This is a genomic window from Streptomyces sp. NPDC014801 (assembly GCF_043082085.1).
Lineage (GTDB): Bacteria > Actinomycetota > Actinomycetes > Streptomycetales > Streptomycetaceae > Streptomyces.
In genome coordinates, this window is sequence record NZ_JBIBXG010000012.1 from 41,290 (window position 1) to 67,251 (window position 25,962).

At 73.2% G+C, this 25,962-nt stretch carries 24 protein-coding genes; 10 read left to right on the forward strand and 14 right to left on the reverse strand.

Features of this window, described 5'->3' with window-relative positions; genetic code table 11:
- Positions 1-6 precede the first annotated feature (6 nt).
- From ACF1AL_RS27975 to ACF1AL_RS27990, 4 genes are all read right to left on the reverse strand, one after another.
- Positions 7-1,128 (reverse strand): dipeptidase, encoded by a 1,122-nt coding sequence (locus ACF1AL_RS27975; protein ID WP_384212853.1) that lies wholly within the window; start codon positions 1,126-1,128, stop codon positions 7-9.
- Positions 1,129-1,317: 189 nt separating this feature from the next.
- Positions 1,318-2,496, reverse strand: a complete 1,179-nt coding sequence (locus tag ACF1AL_RS27980) for a dipeptidase (RefSeq protein ID WP_391827970.1) — start codon at positions 2,494-2,496, stop codon at positions 1,318-1,320.
- Between the two features lie 4 nt (positions 2,497-2,500).
- Positions 2,501-2,998 (reverse strand): 5-(carboxyamino)imidazole ribonucleotide mutase, encoded by a 498-nt coding sequence (gene purE, locus ACF1AL_RS27985; protein WP_366835776.1) that lies wholly within the window; start codon positions 2,996-2,998, stop codon positions 2,501-2,503.
- 20 nt (positions 2,999-3,018) lie between these two features.
- Positions 3,019-4,158 (reverse strand): 5-(carboxyamino)imidazole ribonucleotide synthase, encoded by a 1,140-nt coding sequence (locus ACF1AL_RS27990; RefSeq protein ID WP_391704660.1) that lies wholly within the window; start codon positions 4,156-4,158, stop codon positions 3,019-3,021.
- Positions 4,159-4,361: 203 nt separating this feature from the next.
- Between ACF1AL_RS27990 and ACF1AL_RS27995 the strand changes: the two genes are divergently transcribed.
- Positions 4,362-4,934: a GtrA family protein gene (locus tag ACF1AL_RS27995; protein WP_391704663.1), complete on the forward strand. Its 573-nt coding sequence runs from the start codon at positions 4,362-4,364 to the stop codon at positions 4,932-4,934.
- A 169-nt stretch (positions 4,935-5,103) separates the two neighbouring features.
- Here the strand turns inward: ACF1AL_RS27995 and ACF1AL_RS28000 are convergent, their stop codons facing one another.
- Both ACF1AL_RS28000 and ACF1AL_RS28005 read right to left on the reverse strand, forming a co-directional pair.
- Complete coding sequence (locus ACF1AL_RS28000) at positions 5,104-6,381, reverse strand: ATP-binding protein (RefSeq protein ID WP_384212845.1); 1,278 nt, start codon at positions 6,379-6,381, stop codon at positions 5,104-5,106.
- Between the two features lie 41 nt (positions 6,382-6,422).
- Positions 6,423-7,100: a response regulator transcription factor gene (locus ACF1AL_RS28005; RefSeq protein WP_020940464.1), complete on the reverse strand. Its 678-nt coding sequence runs from the start codon at positions 7,098-7,100 to the stop codon at positions 6,423-6,425.
- A 525-nt stretch (positions 7,101-7,625) separates the two neighbouring features.
- Here ACF1AL_RS28005 and ACF1AL_RS28010 point away from each other — a divergent pair.
- The gene (locus tag ACF1AL_RS28010) at positions 7,626-9,164 is read left to right on the forward strand and encodes an oligopeptide:H+ symporter (RefSeq protein ID WP_366835722.1); all 1,539 of its coding nucleotides are present in this window, start codon (positions 7,626-7,628) and stop codon (positions 9,162-9,164) included.
- 370 nt (positions 9,165-9,534) lie between these two features.
- On the opposite strand, the gene ACF1AL_RS28015 is transcribed toward ACF1AL_RS28010, so the two are convergent.
- Entirely contained in the window at positions 9,535-10,017 is a 483-nt protein-coding gene (locus tag ACF1AL_RS28015; protein WP_366835721.1) for an ATP-binding protein, read from the reverse strand.
- A gap of 215 nt (positions 10,018-10,232) precedes the next feature.
- On the reverse strand, positions 10,233-10,652 hold the full coding sequence (locus tag ACF1AL_RS28020) for an STAS domain-containing protein (RefSeq protein WP_366835720.1): 420 nt from the start codon (positions 10,650-10,652) through the stop codon (positions 10,233-10,235).
- Positions 10,653-10,889: 237 nt separating this feature from the next.
- Between ACF1AL_RS28020 and ACF1AL_RS28025 the strand changes: the two genes are divergently transcribed.
- Both ACF1AL_RS28025 and ACF1AL_RS28030 read left to right on the forward strand, forming a co-directional pair.
- On the forward strand, positions 10,890-11,771 hold the full coding sequence (locus ACF1AL_RS28025; RefSeq protein ID WP_366835719.1) for an RNA polymerase sigma factor SigF: 882 nt from the start codon (positions 10,890-10,892) through the stop codon (positions 11,769-11,771).
- 156 nt (positions 11,772-11,927) lie between these two features.
- A complete protein-coding gene (locus ACF1AL_RS28030) occupies positions 11,928-13,559 on the forward strand; it encodes a ricin-type beta-trefoil lectin domain protein (protein WP_391827972.1) in 1,632 nt (543 codons plus the stop codon).
- A 55-nt stretch (positions 13,560-13,614) separates the two neighbouring features.
- Here ACF1AL_RS28030 and hutI read toward each other — a convergent pair whose 3' ends face one another.
- Genes hutI through hutU form a run of 4 tightly spaced genes read right to left on the reverse strand, consistent with a single transcriptional unit; the run spans position 13,615 to position 19,035 of the window.
- Positions 13,615-14,784 carry an imidazolonepropionase gene (hutI, locus tag ACF1AL_RS28035; protein ID WP_391827974.1) on the reverse strand — a complete coding sequence of 390 codons (1,170 nt, stop codon included), beginning with the start codon at positions 14,782-14,784 and terminating at the stop codon, positions 13,615-13,617.
- Between the two features lie 38 nt (positions 14,785-14,822).
- Positions 14,823-16,160, reverse strand: a complete 1,338-nt coding sequence (locus ACF1AL_RS28040) for a formimidoylglutamate deiminase (RefSeq protein WP_391780665.1) — start codon at positions 16,158-16,160, stop codon at positions 14,823-14,825.
- The gene (locus tag ACF1AL_RS28045) at positions 16,157-17,374 is read right to left on the reverse strand and encodes an allantoate amidohydrolase (protein ID WP_391704675.1); all 1,218 of its coding nucleotides are present in this window, start codon (positions 17,372-17,374) and stop codon (positions 16,157-16,159) included. The genes ACF1AL_RS28040 and ACF1AL_RS28045 overlap by 4 nt, the downstream gene beginning before the upstream one ends.
- Positions 17,371-19,035, reverse strand: coding sequence for a urocanate hydratase (hutU, locus tag ACF1AL_RS28050; protein ID WP_391827976.1), 1,665 nt, complete (start codon positions 19,033-19,035; stop codon positions 17,371-17,373). The genes ACF1AL_RS28045 and hutU overlap by 4 nt, the downstream gene beginning before the upstream one ends.
- Positions 19,036-19,199: 164 nt before the next feature.
- On the opposite strand from hutU, the gene ACF1AL_RS28055 reads away from it, so the two are divergent.
- The 5 genes from ACF1AL_RS28055 to ACF1AL_RS28075 all read left to right on the forward strand — a co-directional run bounded on the left by ACF1AL_RS28055 (position 19,200) and on the right by ACF1AL_RS28075 (position 22,883).
- Positions 19,200-20,573, forward strand: a complete 1,374-nt coding sequence (locus tag ACF1AL_RS28055) for a diaminopimelate decarboxylase (protein WP_391827978.1) — start codon at positions 19,200-19,202, stop codon at positions 20,571-20,573.
- A 165-nt stretch (positions 20,574-20,738) separates the two neighbouring features.
- The gene (locus ACF1AL_RS28060; RefSeq protein ID WP_391827980.1) at positions 20,739-21,143 is read left to right on the forward strand and encodes a hypothetical protein; all 405 of its coding nucleotides are present in this window, start codon (positions 20,739-20,741) and stop codon (positions 21,141-21,143) included.
- Complete coding sequence (locus ACF1AL_RS28065; RefSeq protein WP_391704687.1) at positions 21,140-21,961, forward strand: transcriptional regulator; 822 nt, start codon at positions 21,140-21,142, stop codon at positions 21,959-21,961. Before ACF1AL_RS28060 ends, ACF1AL_RS28065 begins: the two co-directional genes overlap by 4 nt.
- Positions 21,962-22,019: 58 nt before the next feature.
- On the forward strand, positions 22,020-22,493 hold the full coding sequence (locus ACF1AL_RS28070) for a roadblock/LC7 domain-containing protein (RefSeq protein ID WP_366835710.1): 474 nt from the start codon (positions 22,020-22,022) through the stop codon (positions 22,491-22,493).
- A gap of 15 nt (positions 22,494-22,508) precedes the next feature.
- Positions 22,509-22,883 (forward strand): hypothetical protein, encoded by a 375-nt coding sequence (locus ACF1AL_RS28075; RefSeq protein WP_366835709.1) that lies wholly within the window; start codon positions 22,509-22,511, stop codon positions 22,881-22,883.
- 7 nt (positions 22,884-22,890) lie between these two features.
- On the opposite strand, the gene ACF1AL_RS28080 is transcribed toward ACF1AL_RS28075, so the two are convergent.
- Complete coding sequence (locus ACF1AL_RS28080) at positions 22,891-23,475, reverse strand: hypothetical protein (RefSeq protein WP_391660820.1); 585 nt, start codon at positions 23,473-23,475, stop codon at positions 22,891-22,893.
- Between the two features lie 106 nt (positions 23,476-23,581).
- On the reverse strand, positions 23,582-24,424 hold the full coding sequence (locus ACF1AL_RS28085; RefSeq protein WP_386913272.1) for a MurR/RpiR family transcriptional regulator: 843 nt from the start codon (positions 24,422-24,424) through the stop codon (positions 23,582-23,584).
- A 121-nt stretch (positions 24,425-24,545) separates the two neighbouring features.
- Here ACF1AL_RS28085 and ACF1AL_RS28090 point away from each other — a divergent pair, with 121 nt between their 5' ends.
- Positions 24,546-25,952, forward strand: coding sequence for a purine-cytosine permease family protein (locus ACF1AL_RS28090; protein WP_391827982.1), 1,407 nt, complete (start codon positions 24,546-24,548; stop codon positions 25,950-25,952).
- Positions 25,953-25,962: the final 10 nt, after the last annotated feature.

Below are 25,962 nucleotides of genomic sequence, written 5' to 3' on the forward strand. Positions count from 1 at the left end.
GGGACGTCACCCGTCCAGGTCCTCGATGGTCGCCGCCGAGGCCTCCCGGCGTTCCTGTGCGGCGCGGGCCGCGAAGTCCGCGCTGCGCAGCACCCGCTGAACGTTGCCCCAGGTCAGCAGGGCGAGGTCGGCCTCCGGCCAGCCGCGGCGGAGCAGCTCGGCGATCAGCCGCGGGTAGCAGGAGGTGTCGGCGAGGTCCTGCGGGTGGTCGGCGCCGGAGTCGTAGGTGCCGGCCAGGCCGACGCACTCGGGGCCGGCGACGGTCCGCACATGGTCGAGGTGGTCGGCGACGTCCTTGAGCGCCGGGCCGGTGCGGTCGGCGGCCAGCGGCACCATGCACAGGCCCTTGGCCGCGCCCAGCGCGGCGAGCAGGTCGTCGGGCAGGTTGTCGGGGTGCGGGCACAGGGCGCGGGCACCGGAGCGGCTGCACAGCACCGGGGTGCGGGACAGCGTGAGGGCGCGCCCGATGGTGGCGTCGGAGGCGCCGGAGAGGTCGGCGAGCACTCCGAGCCGGTTCATCTCGCGCACGACCTCCTCCCCGAAGCGGCTCAGGCCCGCCTCGCTGGCCCAGCTGGTCCCGGCGAGCGTGACGACGCGTACGCCGAGCGAGTGCAGCACGCGCAGGATGCCGAGCGAGTCGTCGAGCGCGGCGGCGGGGGCCGGGCCGGGGATCACGGCGACGCGGCCGCAGTTGCGGGCGTCGATGACCTGCCCGGCGGTGCGGGCCAGGCGCAGGCCCTCGGGGTGGCCGCGGATGACATGGCGGATCAGGTCGAGCTGTTCCAGGACGGTGCCCAGCGCCCGGCCGGGGCGCGGCTCCACCGGCGGGTGCAGGGACCAGAACAGGGCGGCGACATGGCCCTCGCGCAGCCGGGGCACGTCCGTGTCGACCGAGCTCTCCCCGAGTTCCAGGTCGTACCAGGGAAGCTTGCGCAGCGCCCACGGCAGCGCGCTGTAGCCGTCGGCGACGGGATGCTCCGCGAGCAGCGCGCGCACCCGGTCCACGGCGTCCAGGGCGGCGGCGTACGCCTTCGGGAACGGGTCCTCGGCGGACTGTCGGACAGGGTGGTCGACGGGCAGGTCGCCGATCTCGCTGGTGTCGTGCAGTTCGTCCTGGAGGTCGGCCATGACGGTCTCCGTACGTCGTGATCGGCGGCGGAACGGCAGTACGGTTCACGGTCGCACGGAGCGGGAGACGCTTCCTGGTGGACGGGGCGTTCGGGGGTACACCGCCCGGGCGCTCCCGGGGACGGGGCGCGGCACACCGCCCGCGGCGCCCGCGCCCGCTCGGGGCGCGGGTGCCGCGGGCGGGCGCGGTCAGCCGTCCAGGGACTCGATCGTCGCGTGGGACGGGGCGCGGGTCGCGCGCAGGTCGCGGGCGACGGACTCCGCCGCGTCCAGGACACGGACCGCGTTCTGCCAGGTCAGCTTGGCCAGGTCCGCCTTGGACCAGCCGCGGTCCAGCAGCTCGGCGATCAGGTTCGGGTAGCCGGAGACGTCGCTGAGGCCGTCGGGCGTGAACGCCGTGCCGTCGTAGTCGCCGCCGATGCCGAGATGGTCGACGCCGGCGACCTCGCGCATGTGGTCCAGGTGGTCGGCGACGGTGGCGACCGTGGCGACCGGACGCGGGTGGCGCTCCTCGAAGGCGCGGTGCACCTTCATCGCCTCGGGGCTGGTGTCCAGGTGGTGCAGCCCGTGCGCGCGCATGTTCTCGTCGGCCGCGGCCGTCCAGTCCACGGCGGCCTGGAGCACGAACTTCGGGACGAACGTCACCATCGCCACGCCGCCGTTGGCGGGCAGCCGCTCCAGCACGTCGTCGGGGATGTTGCGCGGGTGGTCGCACACCGCCCGGGAGGAGGAGTGCGAGAAGATCACCGGCGCCTCGGTGGCGTCCAGCGCGTCCCGCATGGTCGTCGCCGCCACGTGGGAGAGGTCGACGAGCATGCCGAGGCGGTTCATCTCCCGCACCACCTCGCGGCCGAAGGCGGTCAGCCCGCCCGCCCGCGGCTCGTCGGTCGCGGAGTCCGCCCAGTCCACGTTGTCGTTGTGGGTGAGCGTCATGTACCGCACGCCGAGCGCGTACAGCCCGCGCAGGGTGCCGAGCGAGTTGGCGATGGAGTGACCGCCCTCGGCGCCCATCAGCGAGGCGATCCGGCCCTCACCGCGCGCCGCCTGAAGGTCGGCGGCGGTCAGGGCGAGACGCAGCTCCCCGGGGTGCCGGTCGACCAGCTGCCGTACGCAGTCGATCTGCTCCAGCGTCGCCGGCACCGCGTCCGGCAGGTCGGAGCGGACGTACACGGACCAGTACTGCGCGCCGACCCCGCCCGCCCGCAGCCGGGGCAGGTCGGTGTGCAGGTGCGCGGACTGGTCGGCGGTGATGTCGCGCGCGGCGAGGTCGTAGCGGACCTGCTCGCGCAGCGCCCACGGCAGGTCGTTGTGGCCGTCGACGACCGGGAACTCCGCGAGGAGTTCCCGGGCTGCCTCCAGGGAGGTCATCGCGTCACTTCCCGAAGCCGAAGCCGTTGTTTCCCTCGACCTTGGACCGCAGCCGCTTGCCCTTCTCGGTGGCCTGGTCGTTGAGGTCCTGCTGGAAGTCGCGCATCCGGCCGAGCAGCTCCTCGTCGTGGGCGGCGAGGATGCGGGCGGCGAGCAGACCGGCGTTGCGGGCACCGCCGACGGAGACCGTGGCGACCGGCACCCCGGCCGGCATCTGCACGATCGACAGCAGCGAGTCCATGCCGTCGAGGTACTTCAGCGGCACGGGGACGCCGATGACCGGCAGCGGCGTCACCGAGGCGAGCATGCCGGGCAGGTGGGCGGCGCCGCCCGCCCCGGCGATGATCACCTTCAGGCCGCGCTCGGCGGCCTGCTCGCCGTACGCGATCATCTCGCGGGGCATGCGGTGCGCGGAGACGACGTCGACCTCGTAGGCGATCTCGAACTCGTCGAGGGCCTTCGCGGCGGCCTCCATGACGGGCCAGTCGCTGTCCGACCCCATGACGATGCCAACAACAGGGCTCATTCGGTGATGGTGCCTCTCAGGTAGCCGGCAGCGTGACGGGCGCGCTCCAGCACGTCGTCCAGGTCGTCGCCGTAGGTGTTCACGTGACCGACCTTGCGGCCGGGCTTCACGTCCTTGCCGTACATGTGGATCTTCAGCTGCGGGTCGCGGGCCATGCAGTGCAGGTACGCCGAGTACATGTCCGGGAAGTCGCCGCCGAGGACGTTGACCATCACGGTCCACTTCGCGCGCGGGCGCGGGTCGCCCAGCGGCAGGTCCAGGACCGCGCGGACGTGGTTGGCGAACTGCGAGGTGATCGCGCCGTCCATGGACCAGTGGCCGGAGTTGTGCGGGCGCATCGCGAGCTCGTTGACGAGGATGCGGCCGTCGCGGGTCTGGAACAGCTCGACGGCGAGGTGGCCGACGACGCCCAGCTCCTTGGCGATGGTCAGCGCCATCTCCTCGGCCTGCAGCGCCAGCCCCTCGTCGAGGTCGGGCGCCGGGGCTATGACGGTGTCGCACACGCCGTTGACCTGCTGCGACTCGACCACCGGGTAGGCGACGGCCTGGCCGTGCGGGGAGCGCACGACGTTGGCGGCCAGCTCACGGACGTAGTCGACCTTCTCCTCGGCGAGGACCGGGACGCCCGCCTTGAAGGGGTCCTCGGCCTCCTCGACGCTGTCGACGACCCACACGCCCTTGCCGTCGTAGCCACCGCGGACGGTCTTCAGGACGACGGGGAACCCGTCTCCCTCCGCCGCGAAGGCCGCCACGTCCTGCGGATCGCTGACGATCCTGTGCCGTGGGCAGGGGATGCCGAGTGCGTCGAGCCTGGCGCGCATCACCCCCTTGTCCTGGGCGTGAACGAGCGCGTCGGGGCCGGGGCGCACGGGGATGCCGTCCGCCTCCAGCGCCCTGAGGTGCTCGGTCGGTACGTGTTCGTGATCGAAAGTGATCACATCGCACCCGCGCGCGAACTCGCGCAGCGTGTCGAGATCGCGGTAGTCGCCGATGACGACATCGCTCACGACCTGCGCCGCGGAATCCTGAGGGGTGTCACTGAGAAGCTTGAACCTGATGCCCAGCGGGATGCCCGCCTCGTGTGTCATACGAGCGAGCTGGCCCCCGCCGACCATGCCGACTACCGGGAACGTCACGCCCCTAGGGTATCGGCCACGCCGCAGTGGCCGGATCCCAGCGCCTCTCGGTCCCCTACGCACCAGGTGTCCCACGGGGTACGGCGTACCTCACACACCCCGCCCGGGCACTCGCCGGGCATCCGCCGAGCGGGGTGGTTAGCATGGCTGGGTTGACGAAACCACGTCGACGACACCGCGACTTGACGGGGGCCTGCTCGACCATGGGACGTGGTACCTCCGGGGTGCGACGGATCGTCCGCGAGATCGCCAAATTCGGCGCCGTGGGCGGCGCGGGCGTGCTCGTCAACCTGGGCGTGTTCAACCTCGTACGGCATGTGACCGACCTGCAGGTCGTACGGGCCAGCGTCATCGCGACGATCGTCTCGATCGTCTTCAACTACGTCGGCTTCCGGTACTTCACCTACCGCGACCGCGACAAGAGCGGCCGGACCCGGGAGCTGACCCTCTTCCTGCTGTTCAGCCTGGTCGGCATGGTGATCGAGAACGGCGTGCTGTACGTCGCGACCTACGGCTTCGGCTGGGACACCCCCCTGCAGAGCAACGTCTTCAAGTTCCTCGGCATCGGCGTCGCGACCCTGTTCCGCTTCTGGTCCTACCGGACCTGGGTCTTCCGCGCGCTTCCGGCGCCGGTGCGTGAGCCGGCCGGGGACGGCGGGGCCCTGGATGCCGCGACACTGGAGGCCGACGCGCTGGAGGCCGGGGGGCTCGCGGAGTCCCCGGGCACCACACCGCCGCCGTCCACCCCGGAGCCGCGGCCTCACCAGCGGGTCTGACGCCTGCACCAGCGGATCTGAGGCCTGCCGCTCAGCGGGTCGGACGACTGCCGCTCAGTGATTCCCGTGACTGCCGCTCAGCTAGTCCGGCGACTGCCGCTCAGCGAGTCCGGCGACTGCCACGCAGCGAGTCCGGCGACTGCCACGCAGCGAGTCCGGCGGCTGCCGCTCAGCGGACCGTCGGCTCCTCCTCCGGTGCCGGCTTCTTCGCGGGCTGGCTGCGGGACAGGAACAGGCCGAAGACCGGCGGGGACGCCTGCAGCATCTCCAGCCGGCCGCCGTCGGCCTCGGCGAGGTCGCGGGCGACGGCCAGGCCGATCCCGGTGGAGTTGCGGCCGCTGATCGTGCGCTCGAAGATGCGGGCGCCCAGCTCGGAGGGGACACCCGGGCCCTCGTCCGTCACCTCGATCACCGCCTGGTTGCCGGTCACGCGCGTGCGCAGGGCGACCGTGCCGCCACCGTGCATCAGCGAGTTCTCGATCAGCGCCGCCAGCACCTGCGCCACCGCGCCCGGCGTGCCCACGGCCTGCAGGTGCCGCTTGCCCGAGCTGACGATCGCGCGGCCGGCGCTGCGGTAGGCGGGGCGCCACTCGGCGAGCTGCTGCTGGATGACCTCGTCGAGGTCGAAGGTGACGGCGGAGCCGGTCCGCGGGTCGCGGGAATTGGTCAGCAGCCGCTCGACGACGTCGGTGAGCCGCTCGACCTGGGTCAGCGCGACGTTCGCCTCCTCCTTCACCGTCTCCAGCTCGTCGGTGAGGGTGATCTCCTCCAGCCGCATCGACAGCGCGGTCAGCGGTGTGCGCAGCTGGTGGGAGGCGTCGGCGGCCAGCCGCCGCTCGGCGGTGAGCATCCGGGCGATGCGCTCGGCGGAGGAGTCCAGCACGTCGGCCACCCGGTCCAGCTCGGGGACGCCGTACCGCTTGTGCCGGGGGCGCGGGTCGCCCGAGCCCAGCCGCTCGGCGGTCTCGGCGAGGTCCGTGAGCGGGGAGGCGAGCCGGTTGGCCTGCCGGATCGCCAGCAGCACCGCGGCGACCACGGCGAGCAGCGCGACCAGGCCGATGATCAGCAGCGTGCGGCCGACCTCCCGGGTCACCGTGGAGCGGGGCTCCTCGACGACGACGGTCTCGCCCTCCTCGCCCCGGTGCACCTTGGAGCGGATGACGTCGCCCTCGGGCTTGGTGCCGACCTCGATGGGCGGCCGCCCCGGGATGCGCACCACGGCGTAGCGGTCCTGCATGCCGGGGCCCTGGAGGATCTTCGGCGAGACCTCGCCCGCGCTCAGCAGCCGGCTGTCCACCACGCTGGCCAGCCGCAGCGCCTCGGAGTCCACCCGCTCCTGCGCGGTGTTGCTGATGGTCCGCGTCTCGACGATCACCAGCGACACACCGAACACGGCGATCACCACGAGCACGACGGCGAGGGTGGACTGAATGAGACGGCGGCGCATGTCCTCTTATCCCGTACGGGCCCGGTGCGGCTGGGCTCCGCTCAGCTCTTCTCGAAGCGGAAGCCGACGCCCCGCACCGTGGCGATGTAGCGCGGGTTCGCCGCGTCGTCGCCGAGCTTCTTGCGCAGCCAGGAGATGTGCATGTCGAGGGTCTTGGTGGACGACCACCAGGTGGTGTCCCAGACCTCGCGCATCAGCTGGTCGCGGGTGACGACCCGGCCCGCGTCGCGCACCAGGACCCGCAGCAGGTCGAACTCCTTCGCCGTGAGCTGCAGCTCCTCGTCGCCCATCCAGGCGCGGTGGGACTCGACGTCGATGCGCACGCCGTGCGTGGCGGGCGGCTGCTGCGGCTCGGCGGCCCCGCGCCGCAGCAGGGCGCGGACCCGGGCGAGCAGCTCGGCGAGCCGGAACGGCTTGGTGACGTAGTCGTCGGCGCCCGCGTCGAGGCCGACCACCGTGTCGACCTCGTCGGCCCGCGCGGTCAGGATCAGGATGGGCACGGTGTGGCCGTCGGCGCGCAGTCTGCGCGCGACCTCCAGGCCGTCCATGCCGGGCAGCCCGAGGTCCAGCACGACCAGATCGACGCCGCCCTGCATTCCGGCGTCGAGCGCGGTGGGGCCGTCCTCGCGCACCTCGACCTCGTACCCTTCCCGGCGCAGTGCGCGGGCCAGCGGCTCCGAGATGGACGCATCGTCCTCGGCGAGCAGTACACGGGTCATGAGGTGATGGTAGTCCGCCCGGTGCAACGCCCGAGGTGAGATCGACACAGGCGGCTCTTACCTACGGACAAGCCGGACACGCGCGGGGCCTCGGCGGCCGGACCCCGCGTCGGGGCTGGTGGGAGGCGGATGCCATCCTGGTATCGACTGACGAGACGGGGCTTGCGGTTCCGCCGCTTGCTGTGATCCGTGTCTCAAGTCCTTCCATACCGGGCGGTGTCCTGCCGTATGGTGAATCAACGCCTGTAGCACCGCGGGGACCTTTGGCGGCATAAGACGCTGAAGGTCTTCTTTGTGTGCGGGCCGGTCGCGACCGGCCTCGAAAGGAATGACCTGTGGCCGGGCCTCCAGCGCGACGACGCGCGTAGAGGCGTGGATCCCGGTGGTCGCCGTCCTTCCGCTCCGCGATCCGGAGCGGGCTCCCCGTGGGCGTGGGGTGGGCGGATTCGACCGTGCCGGTGCCGGCCTGCCCCCACCGGGCGCGCAACGCTCCATCCCGCGCGTCCCGACCAGCAAGGAACGACCATGGCGTCCAGCCTGACGAAGGCCTCGGTCCAGCCGGGCACCCCCGGTTCCGGGAAGACCTTCTTCGGCCACCCCCGCGGACTGGCCACTCTCTTCATGACCGAGATGTGGGAGCGTTTCAGCTTCTACGGCATGAGGGCTCTGCTCGTCGTCTACCTGCTCTCCGGCGGCCCCGACGCCAAGAAGGGCAGCATGGGCGGTGGCCTGGGCATGGACCTGGCCACGACGACGGCGATCTACTCCGTCTACCTGTCGATGGTGTACCTGCTCGCCATGCCCGGCGGCTGGCTCGGCGACCGCGTCTGGGGTCCCCGCAAGACGGTGGCCATCGCGGCCTGCACGATCATGGCCGGTCACCTGGTGCTGGCGCTGCCCGGCGGCCAGGCGCCGTTCTTCGCGGGCCTCGCGCTCGTGGCGCTCGGCTCCGGTCTGCTCAAGGCCAACATCTCCACGATGGTCGGCCACCTCTACGACGGCCCGGACGACCCGCGCCGTGACGGTGGCTTCACGATCTTCTACATGGGCATCAACATGGGTGCCTTCTTCGCGCCGCTGATCATCGGCACGGTCGGCCAGGAAGTGAACTGGCACCTGGGCTTCGGCCTCGCCGCCGTCGGTATGGCCATCGGTCTCGCCGCCTTCCTGCTCGGCACCCGCAACCTCTCCCCGGAGAGCAACGTCGTCCCGAAGCCGCTCGCGGCCGAGGAGCGCGCGGCCTGGCTGCGCAAGGGCCTGATGTGGCTGGCCATCGCGGCCGTCTTCTACGGCGTCGTCGGCTTCACCGGCCACTTCACGCTGAACTGGGCGATGATCCCGCTCACGGTCATCGGCCTGATCATCCCGGCGGGTGTGCTGCTGCGCATCAAGCGGGACAAGGAGCTGTCGACGGTCGAGCAGTCGAAGATGACCGGTTACATCTGGTTCTTCGTCGCCGCCGCCGCGTTCTGGATGATCTACGACCAGGGTGGCTCGACGGTCCAGGCCTTCGGTGAGACCAAGGCCGCGGACTCGCTGTTCGGCTTCAGCTTCCCGTCCTCCTGGTACCAGTCGCTGAACCCGGTGTTCATCATGGCGCTGGCGCCGGTCATGGCCTGGTTCTGGCTGTGGCTGAACCGCAAGGGCAAGGAGCCCAGCACGGTCGCGAAGTTCGCGGCGGCCCTGTTCTTCATCGGTGTGTCGTTCTTCTTCTTCCTGCTGCCGCTGGGCATGGCGTCCGACGGCACGAAGGTCACGCCGATGTGGCTGGTCGGGATCTACCTGATCCAGACCGTGGGCGAGCTGTGCATCTCGCCGGTCGGCCTGTCGGTCACCACGAAGATGGCGCCGGCGAAGTACGCCAGCCAGATGATGGGCGTGTGGTTCCTCGCGGTCACCGCGGGTGACTCCATCACCTCGCTGCTGTCCAACCCGGCCGTCGCCGGGGTCGACCTCAGCGGCAAGGGCGCGGTGCTCGGCGAGGCGGTTCTCGCGGCGCTGGCCGGCTTCGCGGTGTACATGTACCGGCGCAAGGTGAAGGCGCTGATGGGGGACGTCCGCTGACGGTTCCTCCGGAGGTTTGACCTGGGGCTGCCGCATCCGTTGGGGTGCGGTGGCCCTTGGTGTTTGTGGAGGGTGGGGGGCGGCTCGGGGTGTGTTTTGTCTGCGGGTGGGTGGGGGCTGGTCGCGCAGTTCCCCGCGCCCCTCAGGGGGTTGCAGATCCCTTGGGCGGCAGCTCACACCTTGTAGGGGGTTGCAACTCGCTTGGGCGGCAGCTTGCGCCCCTTGGAGGGGGTTGCAGATCCCTTGGCCAGCAGCTGGCGCCCCTTGGAGGGGGTGCAGCTCGCTTGGGCGTCAGTTCGGCGCCCCTGGAGGGGGTTGCAGCGCCGTTGGGTCTCAGGGCGCCGTTCTGAGGGGTTTCCTAGGGGTCGCGTTACGCGGGGGCGCCCAGTTCGGCCCAGACGGTTTTGCCTGAGACTCCCGGCGTGCGGACCACGCCCCAGTCCAGGCACAGGCGCTGCACGATGAACATGCCGTGGCCGCCGGGGCGGCCGGCGCGGTGCGGTGTCCGTGGGGCCGGCTGGCCCGTCCCGCGGTCGGAGACCTCGACCCGGATCACCTTGTTGTCGCAGGTGAGTTCCATGCGGTCCGGCCCCTCGGCGTGCAGGCACGCGTTGGTGACCAGCTCGGAGACGACGAGCAGCACATCCTCGGCCGCGGCCCGCTGGTCCGCGGAGTCGGCCGGCAGCCACCCCCAGGCGTACAGCGCCTGGCGGGCGAAGTCGCGGGCGAGCGGGACGACGCCGCTTTGGTCGTCGAAGCTCAGCGTGCGGACCTGACGGCCCGCCGACGCCCCGGAAGCGCCGCTGGGCTCCGGGCCGCGGTCGCCCGGCGAGTAAGGCCGGGTGGTGCTCATCAGCGCTTCACCTCACCGATTCACCAGTTCACGATTCAAGACTTGGGTCACGACTCACTACGTCGCCCGACGGCAGGGCCGCCGAGGGGGCCGACAGGTCCAGGATGTCTCCTGCCCGAGCCGGCGCACGGAACACCCCCCGGTTCCGGACGACGGATGCGTCGTACACGTACCGGACGGAGCGCTGCCGCGCGCGGGCACACACGGGGGCCGCGTCAGCCGGTGGGGCCCTGGTCCCCGGACTGACCGGGACCGCCGCCGCCACCGTCTCCCGCCAGCGCGTCCTCGACCGTGTCGTGCACGGTGAAGACCGCCTCGGCGCCTGTGATCTCGAACACCCGGGCCACCACGGGCTGCATCCCCGCGAGGTGCACCCCACCGCCGGCGGCCTCCGCCTTCAGGCGGGCACCGAGCAGTACGTTGAGGCCCGTGGAGTCACAGAACTCCAGGCGTGAGCAATCGACCACCAGCCTGCTGAAACCCTTCTCGAGGCAGTCCTCGAGGGGCTCGCGCAGCAGTTCGGCGGTGTGGTGGTCCAGCTCCCCCGCCGCCGATACGACGACGCTGGAGCCCTCCTCCCGCACCTCCACCAGAAGCCGGCCCGACTGTGCGCTGCCGACCGTCCCGCGGTCCATGCCGTGTTACTCCCGAGGTCGTGGCTGCTGACTGACGCCCTCGAACACTACGCCTTCTCCACGGGACCCGACACCCGAACAACCGCACACAAACGGACATACCCGAACGAAACGCACTTGCGATCGCCCAGGTGAAGCGGGTAGGGCTAGTAGGAACACGTAACCGACACGGCCGGCTTTGGAGGCGCCGCACACCGCAGTGCACGTACTGGCTTCGGCAGCCATATGCCGAGAACGATGGAGGACATCATGTCACCCCGGCTCGACGCCTCGCATACCCGGACGACGACGTCGACACCCCCTCCGGACGACATCCTTTCCGGACTCCCGGACATCCCCCCTTACGACGAGGTGGGCGCCGTCGACGCGCGCGCCCTGTCCAAGACTCTCTTCGAGCGGCTGGAGTCCCTCGAAGAAGGCACGTACGAGTACTCGTACGTGCGCAACACCCTCGTCGAGCTCAACCTCGCGCTCGTCAAGTTCGCCGCCTCCCGCTTCCGCTCCCGCAGCGAGCCGATGGAGGACATCATCCAGGTCGGCACCATCGGCCTGATCAAGGCGATCGACCGCTTCGAACTCTCCCGCGGCGTCGAGTTCCCGACCTTCGCCATGCCAACCATCATCGGGGAGATCAAGCGCTTCTTCCGCGACACGTCCTGGTCCGTGCGCGTCCCGCGCCGGCTGCAGGAGCTGCGGCTCGACCTGGCCAAGGCCGGTGACGAGCTGGCCCAGCAGCTGGACCGCGCCCCGACGGTGGCGGAACTGGCCGAGCGCCTGGGGCTGACCAACGAGGAAGTCGTCGAGGGCATGGCCGCGTCCAACGCGTACACCGCCTCCTCGCTGGACGCCCAGCCGGAGGAGGACGACGCCGAGGGCGCGCTGGCGGACCGGATCGGTTACGAGGACCACGGGCTCGAAGGGATCGAGTACGTCGAGTCGTTGAAGCCGCTGATCGCCGAACTCCCCTCCCGCGACCGGCGCATCCTCTCCCTGCGCTTCGTCGCCGGCATGACCCAGTCGGAGATCGGCGAGGAGCTCGGCATCTCCCAGATGCACGTCTCGCGGCTGCTGTCGCGGACGCTGGTCCGGCTGCGCAAGGGCCTGACCGTCGAGGAGTGACGGCCTGCGGCCGGCCGCCCGGGCAACACCGGGAATTCTTCGCAGGGTTACCCGGGGAAACTTTGCTTCCCCGGGTCCCCTGCGCGCCCGCCATGCACTACGGTCGCCCCACCAATACCGGTCGGTAGGTCGGGAACGCGTGCGAGGAGGCGGGCGATGGCTCGGGCCGATGCGGAGGGGTACGCGCAGGCGTCCGACGCCCGTCTGACGGAACTGCTGCGCACCGGGACGGCCACGGCCTACCCGGCGCTGCGCGAGCTGCGCGACCGCCACCTGGACCGCGTCCTGCGCTACGCGCGGCTGTGCACGGCCGGTGACGCCGCGGCTCGGCAGCTGGCGGCGGAGGTGTTCACGCACGCGGCCCGCGAGACCGCGCGCGGCGCCGAACCCGCCGTACCGTGGCGGCACCACCTGCTGCTGCTCGCCGCCCGGCTCGCCGGCACCTGGTCCGGCGACGAGCGCGCCGGCGGCCTGGACCCCGGCTATCTGCTCGTCCTGAGCAGCGCCGGCCCCCACGGCCCGACCCCGCCGCTGCTGGCCGCCTTCCGTTCCCTGCCGCCGCGCACCCAGGGCCTGATCTGGTACGGCCTGGTGGAGCGCGAACCGGCGGAGCGCACCGCCGCGCTGATCGGCGTGAGCCCCGCGGACGTCGCCTACGGCACCGGGCCCGCCCTGAAGACGCTCGCCCAGACCTGTCTGCACCAGCGCCTGGCCGCCTCGCCCGACCCGGACTGCGGCGACTTCCGCCGTCTGATCGAGGAGTCGGTGCGGCCCGAGGGCGCCCGCGACAGCGCCGACCTGCGGCTGCACATGGCCCAGTGCGGCTCCTGCACGGCCGCGTACGAGGAGCAGACCGCGCTGCGGGACACCCCCGGCGCGGCGCTGGCCGAGGGGCTGCTGCCGTTCGGCGGCACGGCGTACGCGCGGGACGTGGAGCCGTCCGGTGCCGGGGCGGCGGCCGGGCCCGCCGGGGCCGTGGACGCCGGGGCCGTGGACGCCGGGGACGGGGGCACGCGGGACGCCCGTGCGGCCGCCGGCGGCGGCGTGGTGTTCGGCGGGGTGCCGGGGTGGCGGCCCGCCCGCCGCGTCGCGCTCGCCTCGGCGGCACTCGGCGTGGCCCTGGTGCCGCTGCTGGTGCTGCTGCTCCGGCCCGCCGAGAAGCCCGGCCAGGACCCGGCGAGCGCGGTGACCACGCCGACGGCCGCCCCGCCGGTGACGGTGACGGCCACGACGACGGTCCCGGCCTCCCCGTCGCCGTCCGCGACCTCGGCCTCGCCCTCCCCGTCCCGCTCGGCCCCGCCCTCCCCCACGCCGACCCGCACCCCCACGGCGGCACCCCGGCCGACGCCCACGCCCACCCCGCGGCCCCCGGCGCCGCACCCGCCGGACGGCACGTACGCGCAGGTCGTGAACGTACGCACCGGGCTGTGCCTGGACGTGCGCGACGGCTCCTTCGACAACGGCACGGACGTCGTCACCGCGCCCTGCACCTCCTCCCCCACCCAGCGCTGGCGCTACGACGCCGACCGCAACGCGCTGCAGTCGTACGCCGACGGCGACTACTGCCTGGACAGCCGCGGGGACGTGGACCGGGGCGTGGGCATCTGGGAGTGCCGTTCGCTGTACGGGCGCAACGGGGACAACCTGCGGTTCGTGGTGGACGGCGAGGGGGCGATCCGGCCGGTGATCGACCTGGGCCGGGCCGTCACCCCGGGCTGGGGCGACGGCCTGTCCCTGGAACCGCTCGACGGCGGCGCGGAGCAGCGGTGGCGGGCGGGCGCCCGCTGAGGCACCCCGCCGGGCAGCGCGATCCGTCCGCCCGGGCTCGCCGCTCCGGTGCCGTTCAGGCCACGCGCGTGCCCCGGCGCCAGACCTCCGCGACCAGGGGCACGCCCGGGCGGTAGGCCAGGTGGACGTGGCTGGGCGCGTCGAGGACGGCGAGGTCGGCGTAGGCACCCGGGGTGAGGCGGCCGATGTCCTCGCGGCGCAGGGCCGCCGCGCCGCCCGCGGTGGCGGACCAGACCGCCTCGTCCGGGGTCATGCCCATGTCCCGCACGGCGAGCGCGACGCAGAACGGCACCGAGGAGGTGAAGGAGGAGCCCGGGTTGCAGTCCGTGGACAGCGCGACGGTCACGCCGGCGTCGAGCAGGCGGCGGGCGTCGGGCCACTGGGCGCGGGTGGAGAACTCGGCGCCGGGCAGCAGGGTGGCGACCGTGGAGCCGTTCGCGAGCGCGTCGACGTCGGCGTCCGTGAGGTGGGTGCAGTGGTCGGCGCTGGCCGCGTCGAGTTCCACGGCGAGCTGCACGCCGGGGCCGTAGGAGAGCTGGTTGGCGTGGATGCGCGGGTGCAGGCCCTTGGCCTTGCCGGCGGTGAGGATCGCGCGGGCCTGGTCGCCGTCGAAGGCGCCCTTCTCGCAGAAGACGTCGATCCAGCGGGCGTACGGCGCGCAGGCGTCCAGCATCGGGCCGGTCACCAGGTCGACGTAGGCGGCCGGGTCGTCGGCGTGGTCCGGGGAGACGATGTGGGCGCCGAGGTAGGTGACCTCGTCGGTGTGGGCGGCGGCGATGCGCAGGGCGCGGGCCTCGTCCTCGACGGTCAGGCCGTAGCCGGACTTGGTCTCGAAGGTCGTGGTGCCCTGGCGCAGGGCCTCGTCGAGGTACCGGGTGAGGTTGGCCTCCAGTTCGGCGTCGCTCGCGGCGCGGGTGGCGGCGACCGTGGTGCGGATGCCGCCGGCGCTGTAGGAGCGGCCGGACATGCGGGCGTTGAACTCCTGGGTGCGGTCGCCCGCGAAGACCAGATGGGAGTGGGAGTCGACGAAGCCGGGGATGACGGCCCGGCCGCCGGCGTCGACCCGGTTGTCGGCGGCGGGTGCCTGGCCGGACTCACCGACCCAGGCGACGCGGTCGCCGTCGACGACGACGGCCGCGTCCTGGATCAGGCCGAGGGGGGAGCCGTCACCGAGGGAGGGGTCGTTGGTGACCAGCGCGGCGATGTGGGTGATGACGGTGCTCATGGTGTCCTCGTGGTGGGCCTGGATGGGGGACGGCCGGGTCAGCCGCGCAGGGCGTCGACGGCGCTGGCGAGTGCCCGGGGCACGTCGGGGACGAAGGAGTGGTGACCGTCGCGCACGACGTGCCGGCCGCCCACGACCGTGTGCCGTACGTCCGCTGCCGTCGCGGCGAACACGGCCGTCTCGGCGCCGAGGCGCGGCAGCGGTCCCGCTGTCCTGACCGAGTCCAGCGCGATCGTCGTGAAGTCGGCGAGGGCGCCGGGGGCGAGGCTGCCCGCGTCGCTCCAGCCGAGGGCGGCGTGGCCGTCGGCGGTGGCGGCGCGCAGCAGGGCGGCGGCGGTCCAGTGGCCGCGGGTGCGGGTGCGCAGCCGCTCGTTCAGCTCCATCGCGCGGGCCTCTTCGAGCAGGTCGATCACGGCGTGGCTGTCGGAGCCGAGGGAGAGCGGGGAGCCGGCGCGCTGGAGGGCGACGGCGGGTCCGATGCCGTCGGCCAGGTCGCGTTCGGTGGTCGGGCACATGCAGGTGCCGGTGCCGGAGCCGCCGAGCAGGGCGATGTCCTCGTCGGTGAGGTGGGTGTTGTGCACGCCCGTGGTGCGCGGGCCGAGCACGCCGTGGTCGGCGAGGAGCCGCGTGGGGGTGCGGCCGTGCGCCTGGAGGCAGGCGTCGTTCTCCGCGGTCTGCTCCGACAGGTGCACGTGCAGCGGGGCCCGGCGCTGGTCGGCCCAGGCGGCGACGGTCGCCAGCTGGTCGGCGGGCACGGCCCGCACCGAGTGGATCGCCGCTCCGATCCGTGCGTGTTCCTGGTCCTTGAGCAGGGAGGAGCGTTCGGCCCAGGCCGCGGCGGTGCCGTCGCTAAAGCGGAGCTGGTGGGCGTTGGGGGCGTCGCCGAAGCCGGCGGACAGGTAGCAGGTGTCCAGCAGGGTGATGCGGATGCCGGCGTCGGCGGCGGCCGCGATCAGTGCCTCGCCCATCGCGTTGGGGTCGGCGTACGGGGTGCCGCCGGGCGCGTGGTGGACGTAGTGGAACTCCCCGACGGCCGTGATGCCGGCGAGCGCCATCTCGGCGTACACCGCGCGGGCGAGGGCGTGGTAAGTGTCGGGGGTGAGCCGGTCGGCGACGGAGTACATCACCTCGCGCCAGGTCCAGAAGGTGCCGGAGCCGACCTGGACGGTGCCGCGCAGGGCCCGGTGGAAGGCGTGGCTGTGCGCGTTGGCCAGCCCCGGCAGGGTCAGTCCGCGCAGCACCTCGGCGCCGGGCGGCGGGGTGTCCACGCCGGTGCGGACGGCGGCGATGCGGCCGTCCGCGATGTCGAGGGCGACGCCGGGCTCGACATGGGTGCCGAGCCAGGCGTGTTCGAGCCAGTACGTCCCGTGGGTCACCGGCAGGCCAGTCCTTCCAGTACGTCGGCGAGGGCGTGCACGCCGGCCACGCAGTCGTCCTCGGTCGCGGACTCGGCCGGGGAGTGCGAGACGCCCGTGGGGTTGCGCACGAACAGCATGGCGGTCGGGATGCTCCCGGACAGGATCCCGGCGTCGTGTCCCGCGCCGGTGCCGAGGACGGGGACGGTGAGGTCGCCGTCGTGGCCGAGGAGGCGGGCGAGTTCGTCGCGCAGGGCGTGGTCGAACTCCACGACGGGCGTGAAGGACTCGCGGACCACGTCCAGGTCGACGCCGTGGGCGTCGGCGTACTCCCGGGCCGCCTTCTCGATGCCGGCGAGGACGGTGTCGAGGGTGTCCTGGCCGGGGGCGCGGGAGTCGAGCCAGCCGCGCACCAGGGAGGGGATGGCGTTGACGCCGTTGGGTTCCACGGCGATCTTGCCGAAGGTGGCCACGGCGCCGGCGAGTTCGGCCTCGCGGCGGGCGGCGAGGACGGTCTCGGCGTAGGGCAGCATCGGGTCGCGGCGGTCCGTCAGCCGGGTGGTGCCGGCGTGGTTGGCCTCGCCGCGGAAGTCGAACCGCCAGCGGCCGTGCGGCCAGATGGCGCTGGCGACGCCGACCGCGTCGCCGGAGAGGTCCAGCGCGCGGCCCTGCTCTACGTGGAGTTCGACGAAGGCGCCGATGCGGGCGAGCCGCTCGGGGTCGGCGCCGATGGCGTCGGGGTCGTGGCCGGCGGCCTCCATGGCGCGGGCGAGGGTGACGCCGTCGCCGTCGGTGAGGCGGTGGGCCTGCTCGCGGGTGAGCTGCCCGGCGGTGAGGCGGGAGCCGACGCAGGCGAGGCCGAAGCGGGCGCCTTCCTCGTCGCCGAAGTTGACGACGGCGAGCGGCCTGGTGAACTGCGCTCCCCTGTCGCGCAGTTCGTCCAGGGCGGCGAAGGAGGACACCACGCCGAGGGGGCCGTCGAAGGCGCCGCCGTCGGGGACGGAGTCCAGGTGGGAGCCGGTGACGACGGCGTCGCCGGCCTGCGGGTCGCCGAGCCAGGCCCACTGGTTGCCGTTGCGGTCCACCTCGTAGGACAGTCCGCGGGACTCCGCCTGCTGCCGGAACCAGGCCCGGCAGTCGGCGTCGGCGCCGGTCCAGGCGTAGCGCCGGTAGCCGCCGGAGGCGGAGTCGCGGCCGATCGGCAGCAACTCCGCCCACATGCTGTGGAAGCTCACGCCCCGTCACCCTCACGCATCGGCACCCGCACGCCGCGCTCGGCGGCGACGGACTCGGCGATGTCGTAGCCGGCGTCGACGTGCCGGATGACGCCCATGCCGGGGTCGTTGGTCAGGACGCGGCGGATCTTCTCGCCGGCGAGCGGGGTGCCGTCGGCGACGGTGACCTGGCCGGCGTGGATCGAGCGGCCCATGCCGACGCCGCCGCCGTGGTGCAGGGAGACCCAGGAGGCGCCGGAGGCGACGTTGACCATGGCGTTGAGCAGCGGCCAGTCGGCGATGGCGTCGGAGCCGTCGAGCATGGCCTCGGTCTCCCGGTAGGGGGAGGCGACGGAGCCGCAGTCGAGGTGGTCGCGGCCGATGACGATCGGCGCGGCCAGCTCGCCGGAGGCGACCATGTCGTTGAAGCGCTCGCCGGCCTTGTCGCGCTCGCCGTAGCCGAGCCAGCAGATGCGGGCGGGCAGGCCCTGGAAGTGGACGCGCTCGCCGGCCATCTTGATCCAGCGGGCCAGCGACTCGTTCTGCGGGAAGAGGTCGAGGATCGCCTTGTCGGTCTTGGCGATGTCGGCCGGGTCGCCGGACAGGGCGGCCCAGCGGAAGGGGCCCTTGCCCTCGCAGAACAGGGGGCGGATGTAGGCGGGGACGAAGCCGGGGAAGGCGAAGGCGCGGTCGTAGCCGGCCAGCTGGGCCTCGCCGCGGATGGAGTTGCCGTAGTCGAAGACCTCGGCGCCGGCGTCCAGGAAGCCGACCATGGCCTCGACGTGCTGCGCCATGGACTCGCGGGCGCGGGTGGTGAAGCCGGCCGGGTCCTTGGCGGCGGCGTCCGCCATGTCCTCGAAGGCGATGCCGACGGGCAGGTAGGACAGCGGGTCGTGGGCGGAGGTCTGGTCGGTGACGATGTCGATGGGGGCGCCCATCGCGAGCAGCTGCGGGACCAGCTCGGCGGCGTTGCCGAGGACGCCGATGGACAGCGGCTTGCGCTGGTCGCGGGCCTCGGTGGCGAGCTGGAGGGCGTGGTCGAGGGAGTCGGCGCGCACGTCGAGGTAGCGGTGCTCGATGCGGCGGTCGATGGCGCGCGGGTCGCAGTCGACGCAGATCGCGACGCCGTCGTTCATCGTCACGGCCAGCGGCTGGGCGCCGCCCATGCCGCCGAGGCCGGCGGTGAGGGTGATGGTCCCGGCGAGGGTGCCGCCGAACTTCTTCGCGGCGACGGCGGCGAAGGTCTCGTAGGTGCCCTGGAGGATGCCCTGGGTGCCGATGTAGATCCAGGAGCCGGCGGTCATCTGGCCGTACATGGTCAGGCCGAGCTGCTCCAGACGGCGGAACTCCTCCCAGTTGGCCCAGTCGCCGACCAGGTTGGAGTTGGCGATCAGCACGCGCGGCGCCCACTCGTGGGTCTGCATGACGCCGACCGGGCGGCCGGACTGGACCAGCATGGTCTCGTCGGCCTTGAGCCCCTGGAGCGTGCGGACCATGGCGTCGAAGGAGCGCCAGTCACGGGCGGCCTTGCCGGTGCCGCCGTAGACGACGAGCTTGTCGGGGTGCTCGGCGACCTCGGGGTCGAGGTTGTTCTGCAGCATCCGCAGGGCGGCCTCCTGCTGCCAGCCCTGCGCGCTGAGCTCGGTGCCGCGCGGTGCTCGTACGGGGCGGGGTCCCGACATGGTCTGCCTCCTGCTGTTACTACGACTATTCACATCCTGGCTCGCTGAATAGAACTAGTCAACACCGAGGAGGGGCCGCGTCCGCGCGTCGCGGGTGTTTGGCTGGACGCACGCACGGCAGGAACGGCAGGGAAGAGACACCCAGGCGACAGGAGGGGGCGATCGTGGAGCACGAGGACGACACCGAGGCCCGGGAGCGCACGGCCCGGCGGGACGAGGCGGTGCGGGCCGCGGTGGAGCAGGGGCTGCTGGGCCCCGGCGCACCGCTGGCCGGGCTGCTCGACGTGACCGGCATCCGGCGGTCGGCGGCCGCGCTGCGGGCGGCGTTCGAGGAGGTCGCCGCGCCCGGCACCCCGGTGCTGCACGCCTTCGCGGTGAAGGCGACCCCGCTGGTGCCGGTGGTGCGGCTGCTGTGGGAGGAGGGCATCGGGGCGGAGGTGGCGAGCCCGGGCGAACTGGCCCTCGCGCGGGCGGCCGGGGTGCCGGCCGCGGCGACCGTGCTGGACTCGCCGGCCAAGACACCGGACGAGCTGCGCGAGGCGCTGGCCCTGGGCATCGCGGTCAACGCGGACAACCCGCAGGAGCTGGACCGCCTCGACGCCCTGATGCGCGGCCCGGCCAGTGCGTCCCCGCTGGGCATCCGGGTCAACCCGCAGGTCGGCGGCGGCGCCATCGAGGCGCTGTCGACCGCGACCGCCACCTCCAAGTTCGGCGTGGCGCTGCGCGACGACGGCGCCCGGGAGTGGGTGGTGCGGGCGTACCTGGAGCGGCCGTGGCTGACCCGGCTGCACGCGCACACCGGGTCGCAGGGCATCCCGCTGGAGCTGATGGCGCGGGGCGTGGCGGAGGTGTACGCGCTCGCGGAGGAGATCAACGCGCGCGCCGGGCGCCAACAGGTCGACACCCTCGACATCGGCGGCGGGCTGCCGGTCAACTTCGCCTCCGACGCGACGGCGCCGACGTACGCCGCGTACGCGCGGCTGCTGCGGGACACCGTGCCGGGGCTGTTCGACGGGCGGTACGGGCTGGTCACGGAGTTCGGCCGGTCACTGCTGGCCAAGCACGGAACGGTGGTGGCGCGGGTGGAGTACGCCAAGCGCGCGGGCGGGCGGCCGGTGGCGGTCACGCACGCGGGCGTGCAGGTGGCCACGCGCACGGTGTACGCGCCGGAGGCCTGGCCGCTGCGGATCGCCGCCTACGACGCGAAGGGCCGTCCCAAGGAGGGCCCGGCCGTGGTGCAGGACGTGGCGGGACCGGCGTGCTTCGCGGGCGACCTGCTGGCCCGGGAGCAGGCGCTGCCCCTGCTGGAGCAGGGCGACTACGCGGCGGCGCTGGACACCGGCGCGTACTACTTCGCGCACCACTACGCCTACAACTCGCTGGCCCGGCCCGCGATCCACGGGTTCGCGCCGGACGGCACCGGGGGCGTGGCCTTCGCGGTCGTGCGGGAGCAGCAGACGCTCGCCGAGATCGTCGCCGAGTCCGGCGGGGCGCACGCCGACGCGCTCACCACCCTGGGCGCACCCGGACGCGGGTGAGCGGCCCTCCCCCGAACGGGTCACGGGAGCCGAACATGTGCTCAGTCGGCCCACACTAGTCCGCGCCGCGCATGTTCCGCTGGAAAATGCCAGAACGCTCACCGGTCCTCCGTACGGTGCGTAGTGTCGTCGTCACTCGCCCGGACCAACGCGGAGGGGAGCGACGTGCCCGGAATCGACGAGTGCCTGCTGGAGGCCATGCGGCTGCCCGGCGCACGCGGGGCGGCCCTGGTCGACTGGACCAGCGGACTGGCCCTGGGCGTCGTCGGGGAGTTCCCCGGCGGCGACCCCGAGGCGGCCGCGGCGGAGGTGGCGGAGCTGGCCCGGCTGGCGGCCGAGCAGCCCGCCTTCACCGCCGCGCAGCCCTCCGGCGGCGCAGGGGACGACGCCGACCCGCCGGTGGAGGACGTGATCGTCAGCAACCGGGACGGCTACCACCTGCTGCGGTTCGTCCCGGCGCCGTTCGACAGCGGCGCCGTGCTGCACCTGTGGCTGGGCCGCGCCGACGGCAATCTCGCCCTGGCCCGCATCCGGCTCGGCGAGATGGCCGGGCGGCTGGTGCTGGGATGACCGTGGTCGAGGCCCCTCCCCCGCTCCCGGTGCGGGACAAGGCGCTCGGCGAACCGGCCGGCGGGGTGTCCCCGATGCTGACCCGGCTCGCCGCCGAGCGCGCCACGGGCGTCCTGGTCCGCGAGGGCGGCACCCTGCACCTCGCCGACGGCCTCGTGGTGCACGCCGAGAGCCCGTACGCACCGGGGCCGGGCGCCCTGCTCACGGCCCAGGGCGCGCTCAGCGCCGAGCAGTGGTGGGCGGCGGCCGGAGCGGGGGGCGACCCCGCGGGCACCGCGCGCCTGCTGGTCGACGCCGGGCTGCTGACCTGGGCCGGGATGGAGATCTGCCATCTGCAGGCGCTGTACGACGCCGCCTACTTCGCGCTGGCGCCGAGCAGCAGGCCGGGCCGGTTCCACTACGCGAGCGGCCCGCGGCCGGTCGCGGCGCTGCCGGCGGTGCCCGTGGCCGCCGTGGAGCGCGAGGTGCTGCGCCGGCGGGCGCTGCTGCACCGGCTGTGGCCCGATCCGCTCGCCGACAGCGTGCCGCTGGTGCGCACCGACCGGGCGGCGGCACCGGCGCTGACCGCCCGCCAGGCGGCCGTACTGGCCCTGGCCGACGGGGTGCGTACGGCGCCGGACATCGCGCTCGCGCAGGGCCGGCGGGCCTTCCCGACGCTGGTGGAGGTGCGCCGGCTGGCCGCAGCGGGCCTGCTCGCCACGCCGCCCCCGGCCCCGCCGCCGGACGTGCCGCCGCCCCTCCCGGCGGCCGCGGCCGAGGAGTTCGATCCCCACATCGCCTTGCTGAAGAGGGTCAGGGATGCGCTGGAGGCCCTTTGACCGGCCACGCCCCCGTGCCGAGCCCCCCACCGACTCACCCGACGAGAGGAGACACCTGATGGCGGCCGAGCCAGAGATCCTCGCCGAGCTCCACCGGCTGCGCGCCCGCCTCCCCCAGCTCACCGGCGCGATCGCGGCCGGCCGTGACGGCCTGGTCCTCGCGCACGACGCCCCCGGCGTCGAGCCCGACAGCCTGTCCGCGCTCACCGCCACCACGCTCGCGGTCGCGATCGGCATGACCGAGGCGACCGGCCGGGGCGAGTTCCGCGAACTGCTGATCCGCGGCGCGCACGGCTACGTCGCCACCTACGCGGCGGGCCGCAGCGCCGTGCTGACCCTGCTCACCGAGGACCGCGTCAACGTGGGCCGGCTGCATCTGGAGGGGCGCCGCGCCGGCGCCCGCGTCGGCGAACTGGTCGACGCCCACGAGGCGCTGGCCCAGGCACCCGCCCGTCCCGCGGTCCCGCCCCGGGAAACCTCGCGCCCGCTGCCCGTCCGGGCGGTCCCCGCGCGCACCACCACAGACACCTGAGAGGTACTCACCGTCATGGCCACCACCGAGACCGCACTGAAGGAAGCCCTCGCCTCGATCGAGGGCGCGACCGGCGTCGCCCTCGTCGACTACACCAGCGGCATGGCGCTGGGCACGATGGGCGGCAGCAAGACCTTCGACCTGAACGTCGCCGCCGCCGGCAACACCGACGTGATCCGCGCCAAGATGCGCACCATGGAGATGCTCGGCCTCAAGGCCGAGATCGAGGACATCCTGATCACGCTCACCGACCAGTACCACCTGATCCGCCTGCTGAGCGGCCGCAGCGGCAACGGGCTCTTCCTCTACCTGGTGCTCGACGCCAAGCGGGCCAACCTGGCGATGGCCCGCCACCAGCTGAAGAAGATCGAGCAGGAACTGGAGGTCTGACCGGCCCTCACACCAGCGCCGCGGTGCGGCGGCGGGCCCCGCCGGGGGCCGCGTCGCCCGCCGCGAGGCCGGTGCCGCGCCAGGCCCTCACCGCCGGGCCGGCGGGCCGGCCGCCGCGCCGGTCGAGCCAGTCGACGCGCACCCACAGCAGCGCGTCGGCGGCCCGCTCCCGCCGCCCGAGCCAGGCCGCCTTCAGCCACAGCCCGGCGCCGCACCCGGCGAGCAGCAGCCCGCCGGCCACCGGCACGGCGAACGCCGAGCCGACGGCGGCGGCGAAGGCGAGCAGCAGCCACCAGCGGTGGCCCCGGCGCCAGGTGCGCGTGGTGACCGCCCGGTCCTGCAGGATGTCGTACTTGCCGGCGCGGGCGGCACCGCGGACGAGGGCGGCGTAGCGCCGCCGCCGCACGAGCGCCACCACGACGGCGGCGACGAGGAAGAGCGCGGCGCCGCCGAGCGCGCCGATCCGGCGTCCGGTCAGTCCCTGCGGCACCGCTCCGATGCCGGCGGCGATCACGCCGAGCCACCACAGCGGGCCCGCGCCCGCCCTCACGACGACGGCCACCCGGGCCAGCCCCTGTCCTCCGCGCGCCACGTCAGCCTCCCGTGTCACGTGTGCACAAGCCTTCGGCGAAGAATCCTCCGGGAAAGCTAGTACCAGAACCTGAGACGAATCTGAGAGCGCCCGGACGCGGCGGGCCTCACTCCACGAACAGCCCGCGCGCGGCCGCCTTGGCGTCGAACTCCTCCAGCCGGGCCTGGGCGTCGGGCAGTTCGTCGGCCATCGCCTCCAGCAGCACCCGCCCGAGCAGCATCGGCGCGCAGGCGGTGTCGAAGGCGAGCCCGGTGCCGACGGCGGCCGGCAGCAGCAGGTCGGAGACCTTGGCGACGGGCGCGAACGCCGAGTCGGCGACCGTCACCACGGTGAGCCCCGCCTCCTTGGCGTACTCCAGGGACTCGACGACCTCGCGCGGGTGGCGGGGCAGCGCGAAGCACAGCAGGGCGGTGGCGCCGGCGTGCACGGCGGAGTCGAGGCGGTCGTGGATCATCGTGCCGCCCTCGTTGAGCAGCCGGACGTCCGGGTGCACCTTGGCGGCGAAGTAGGCGAAGCCGTACGCCTGGGAGGCGGCGGCGCGCAGGCCGAGCACCGGCAGCGGCCGGGAGGCGGCGAGGACGCGGCCCGCCTTGTGCACCGGGCGCGGGTCGGCGAGCAGGTCCGCGAGGTGCCGCAGGTTCTCGATCTCGGCCTCGACGGCCTGCTGGTACTCGTTGTACGAGGAGGAGTCCGCGGCGGGTTCGGCGGGTACGACCTCGCGCAGGTGGCGGCGCAGCGCCGGGTAGCCGTCGAAGCCGAGGGCGACGGCGAAGCGGGTCACCGAGGGCTGGCTGACCCCGGCGAGTTCGGCCAGTTCCACGCTGGACAGGAAGGGCACGTCGGCGGCGCGGCGGACCATGCTGTGCGCGATGCGCCGCTGGGTCGGTGTGAGCCGGTGTCCCTCGAAGAGGGCCTGCAGCCGGCTCGCCGGGCTGTCGGTCGCGCTCATGACGTACTCCCCCTCCGGGTGGCCTCGGTCGCCCCGGGAGAGTACAGCGCCGAGGCATTGACAATTTATTCAGTCTAAGTGAACCCTGCATACGGTTATACAGCCGGACCGGGGAGTACGCATGGCTCAACTCGTCGAACTGCGTTCCATCGACGTCGTACCGGACGAGGAGCGGCACGGCACGGCCTTCAGCCAGTTCACGCTCTGGCTCGGCGCGAACCTCCAGATCACCGCCGTCGTCACGGGCGCGCTCGCGGTCGTCTTCGGCGGCGACGTGGTCTGGTCGCTCGTGGGCCTGGTGCTCGGCAACCTGCTCGGCGGCGCGGTGATGGCGCTGCACTCCGCGCAGGGGCCCAAGCTCGGCCTGCCGCAGATGATCCAGTCCCGCGCCCAGTTCGGGGTGCGCGGCGCGGTCGTCCCGCTGCTGCTGGTGATCGTGATGTACGTCGGCTTCTTCGCCTCCGGCAGCGTGCTCGCCGGGCAGGCCGTGGGCGAGCTGACGCACACCGACGACACCACCGGCATCATCGTCTTCGCCCTGGTCACGGCGGTGATGGCGACCGTCGGCTACCGGATCATCCACACCCTCGGCCGGATCGCGAGCACCATCTGCGCGCTCGCCTTCGTCTACCTCGGCATCCGCCTGCTGGACCGCGCCGACCTCACCGCCCTGCTGCACGACGCGCACTTCTCGCTGCCGATGTTCCTGCTGGCGATGTCCCTGTCGGCGTCCTGGCAGCTGGCGTTCGGCCCGTACGTGGCGGACTACTCCCGCTATCTGCCGCGCACCACCTCCGCGAAGGCCACCTTCTGGTGGACGCTGTCCGGCTCGGCGCTGGGCAGCCAGTGGTCGATGACGTTCGGGGTGCTGGTCGCGGCGACGGCCGGGGAGAAGTTCCTGGACAGCCAGGTCGGCTATGTCGTCGCCCTCGGCGGCACGGGCCTGGTCGCCTCCTTCTTCTACTTCGTCATCGCGCTCGGCAAGCTCACCATCAACGTGCTCAACACCTACGGCGGCTTCATGTCGATGGTGACCAGCGTGAGCGGCTTCAGCGGCAAGACCGTGCTGTCGCGGCGCGGCCGGGCCGCCTGCATCGCGCTGATCATGGTGGCGGGCACGGCGGTGGCCCTCGCCGGCAAGGACAGCTTCCTGGCCTCCTTCAAGGACTTCCTGCTGTTCCTGCTGACCTTCTTCACCCCGTGGTCGGCGATCAACCTCGCCGACTACTACCTGGTCTCCCGCGAGCGCTACGACCTGCCCGCCCTGTTCGACCCGCACGGCCGCTACGGCGCCTGGCGCTGGGGCACCCTCGCGGTCTACGCGGCGGGCCTGCTGGCCCAGCTGCCGTTCCTCGCCACCGGCTTCTACACCGGCCCGCTGGTCGAGCCGCTGGGCGGCGCCGACATCTCCTGGCTCGTCGGCCTGGTCGTACCGGCCGTGCTGTTCCTGCTGATCTCCCGGCGCCCGGCGGACCCGAGCGGCAACACGGGGGTTGTCCCCAGTGCGGCGGGCGCCCGCACTCCCTAGCGTGGACGGC

Coding starts and splice junctions, on each gene's coding strand:
- ACF1AL_RS27975 (WP_384212853.1), bottom strand. CDS start 1,128: ATGGCCGACCTCCAGGACGAACTGCACGACACCAGCGAGATCGGCGAC.
- ACF1AL_RS27980 (WP_391827970.1), bottom strand. CDS start 2,496: ATGACCTCCCTGGAGGCAGCCCGGGAACTCCTCGCGGAGTTCCCGGTC.
- purE (WP_366835776.1), bottom strand. CDS start 2,998: ATGGGGTCGGACAGCGACTGGCCCGTCATGGAGGCCGCCGCGAAGGCC.
- ACF1AL_RS27995 (WP_391704663.1), top strand. CDS start 4,362: ATGGGACGTGGTACCTCCGGGGTGCGACGGATCGTCCGCGAGATCGCC.
- ACF1AL_RS28000 (WP_384212845.1), bottom strand. CDS start 6,381: ATGCGCCGCCGTCTCATTCAGTCCACCCTCGCCGTCGTGCTCGTGGTG.
- ACF1AL_RS28005 (WP_020940464.1), bottom strand. CDS start 7,100: ATGACCCGTGTACTGCTCGCCGAGGACGATGCGTCCATCTCGGAGCCG.
- ACF1AL_RS28010 (WP_366835722.1), top strand. CDS start 7,626: ATGGCGTCCAGCCTGACGAAGGCCTCGGTCCAGCCGGGCACCCCCGGT.
- ACF1AL_RS28015 (WP_366835721.1), bottom strand. CDS start 10,017: ATGAGCACCACCCGGCCTTACTCGCCGGGCGACCGCGGCCCGGAGCCC.
- ACF1AL_RS28020 (WP_366835720.1), bottom strand. CDS start 10,652: ATGGACCGCGGGACGGTCGGCAGCGCACAGTCGGGCCGGCTTCTGGTG.
- ACF1AL_RS28025 (WP_366835719.1), top strand. CDS start 10,890: ATGGAGGACATCATGTCACCCCGGCTCGACGCCTCGCATACCCGGACG.
- ACF1AL_RS28030 (WP_391827972.1), top strand. CDS start 11,928: ATGGCTCGGGCCGATGCGGAGGGGTACGCGCAGGCGTCCGACGCCCGT.
- hutI (WP_391827974.1), bottom strand. CDS start 14,784: ATGAGCACCGTCATCACCCACATCGCCGCGCTGGTCACCAACGACCCC.
- hutU (WP_391827976.1), bottom strand. CDS start 19,035: ATGTCGGGACCCCGCCCCGTACGAGCACCGCGCGGCACCGAGCTCAGC.
- ACF1AL_RS28065 (WP_391704687.1), top strand. CDS start 21,140: ATGACCGTGGTCGAGGCCCCTCCCCCGCTCCCGGTGCGGGACAAGGCG.
- ACF1AL_RS28070 (WP_366835710.1), top strand. CDS start 22,020: ATGGCGGCCGAGCCAGAGATCCTCGCCGAGCTCCACCGGCTGCGCGCC.
- ACF1AL_RS28075 (WP_366835709.1), top strand. CDS start 22,509: ATGGCCACCACCGAGACCGCACTGAAGGAAGCCCTCGCCTCGATCGAG.
- ACF1AL_RS28085 (WP_386913272.1), bottom strand. CDS start 24,424: ATGAGCGCGACCGACAGCCCGGCGAGCCGGCTGCAGGCCCTCTTCGAG.
- ACF1AL_RS28090 (WP_391827982.1), top strand. CDS start 24,546: ATGGCTCAACTCGTCGAACTGCGTTCCATCGACGTCGTACCGGACGAG.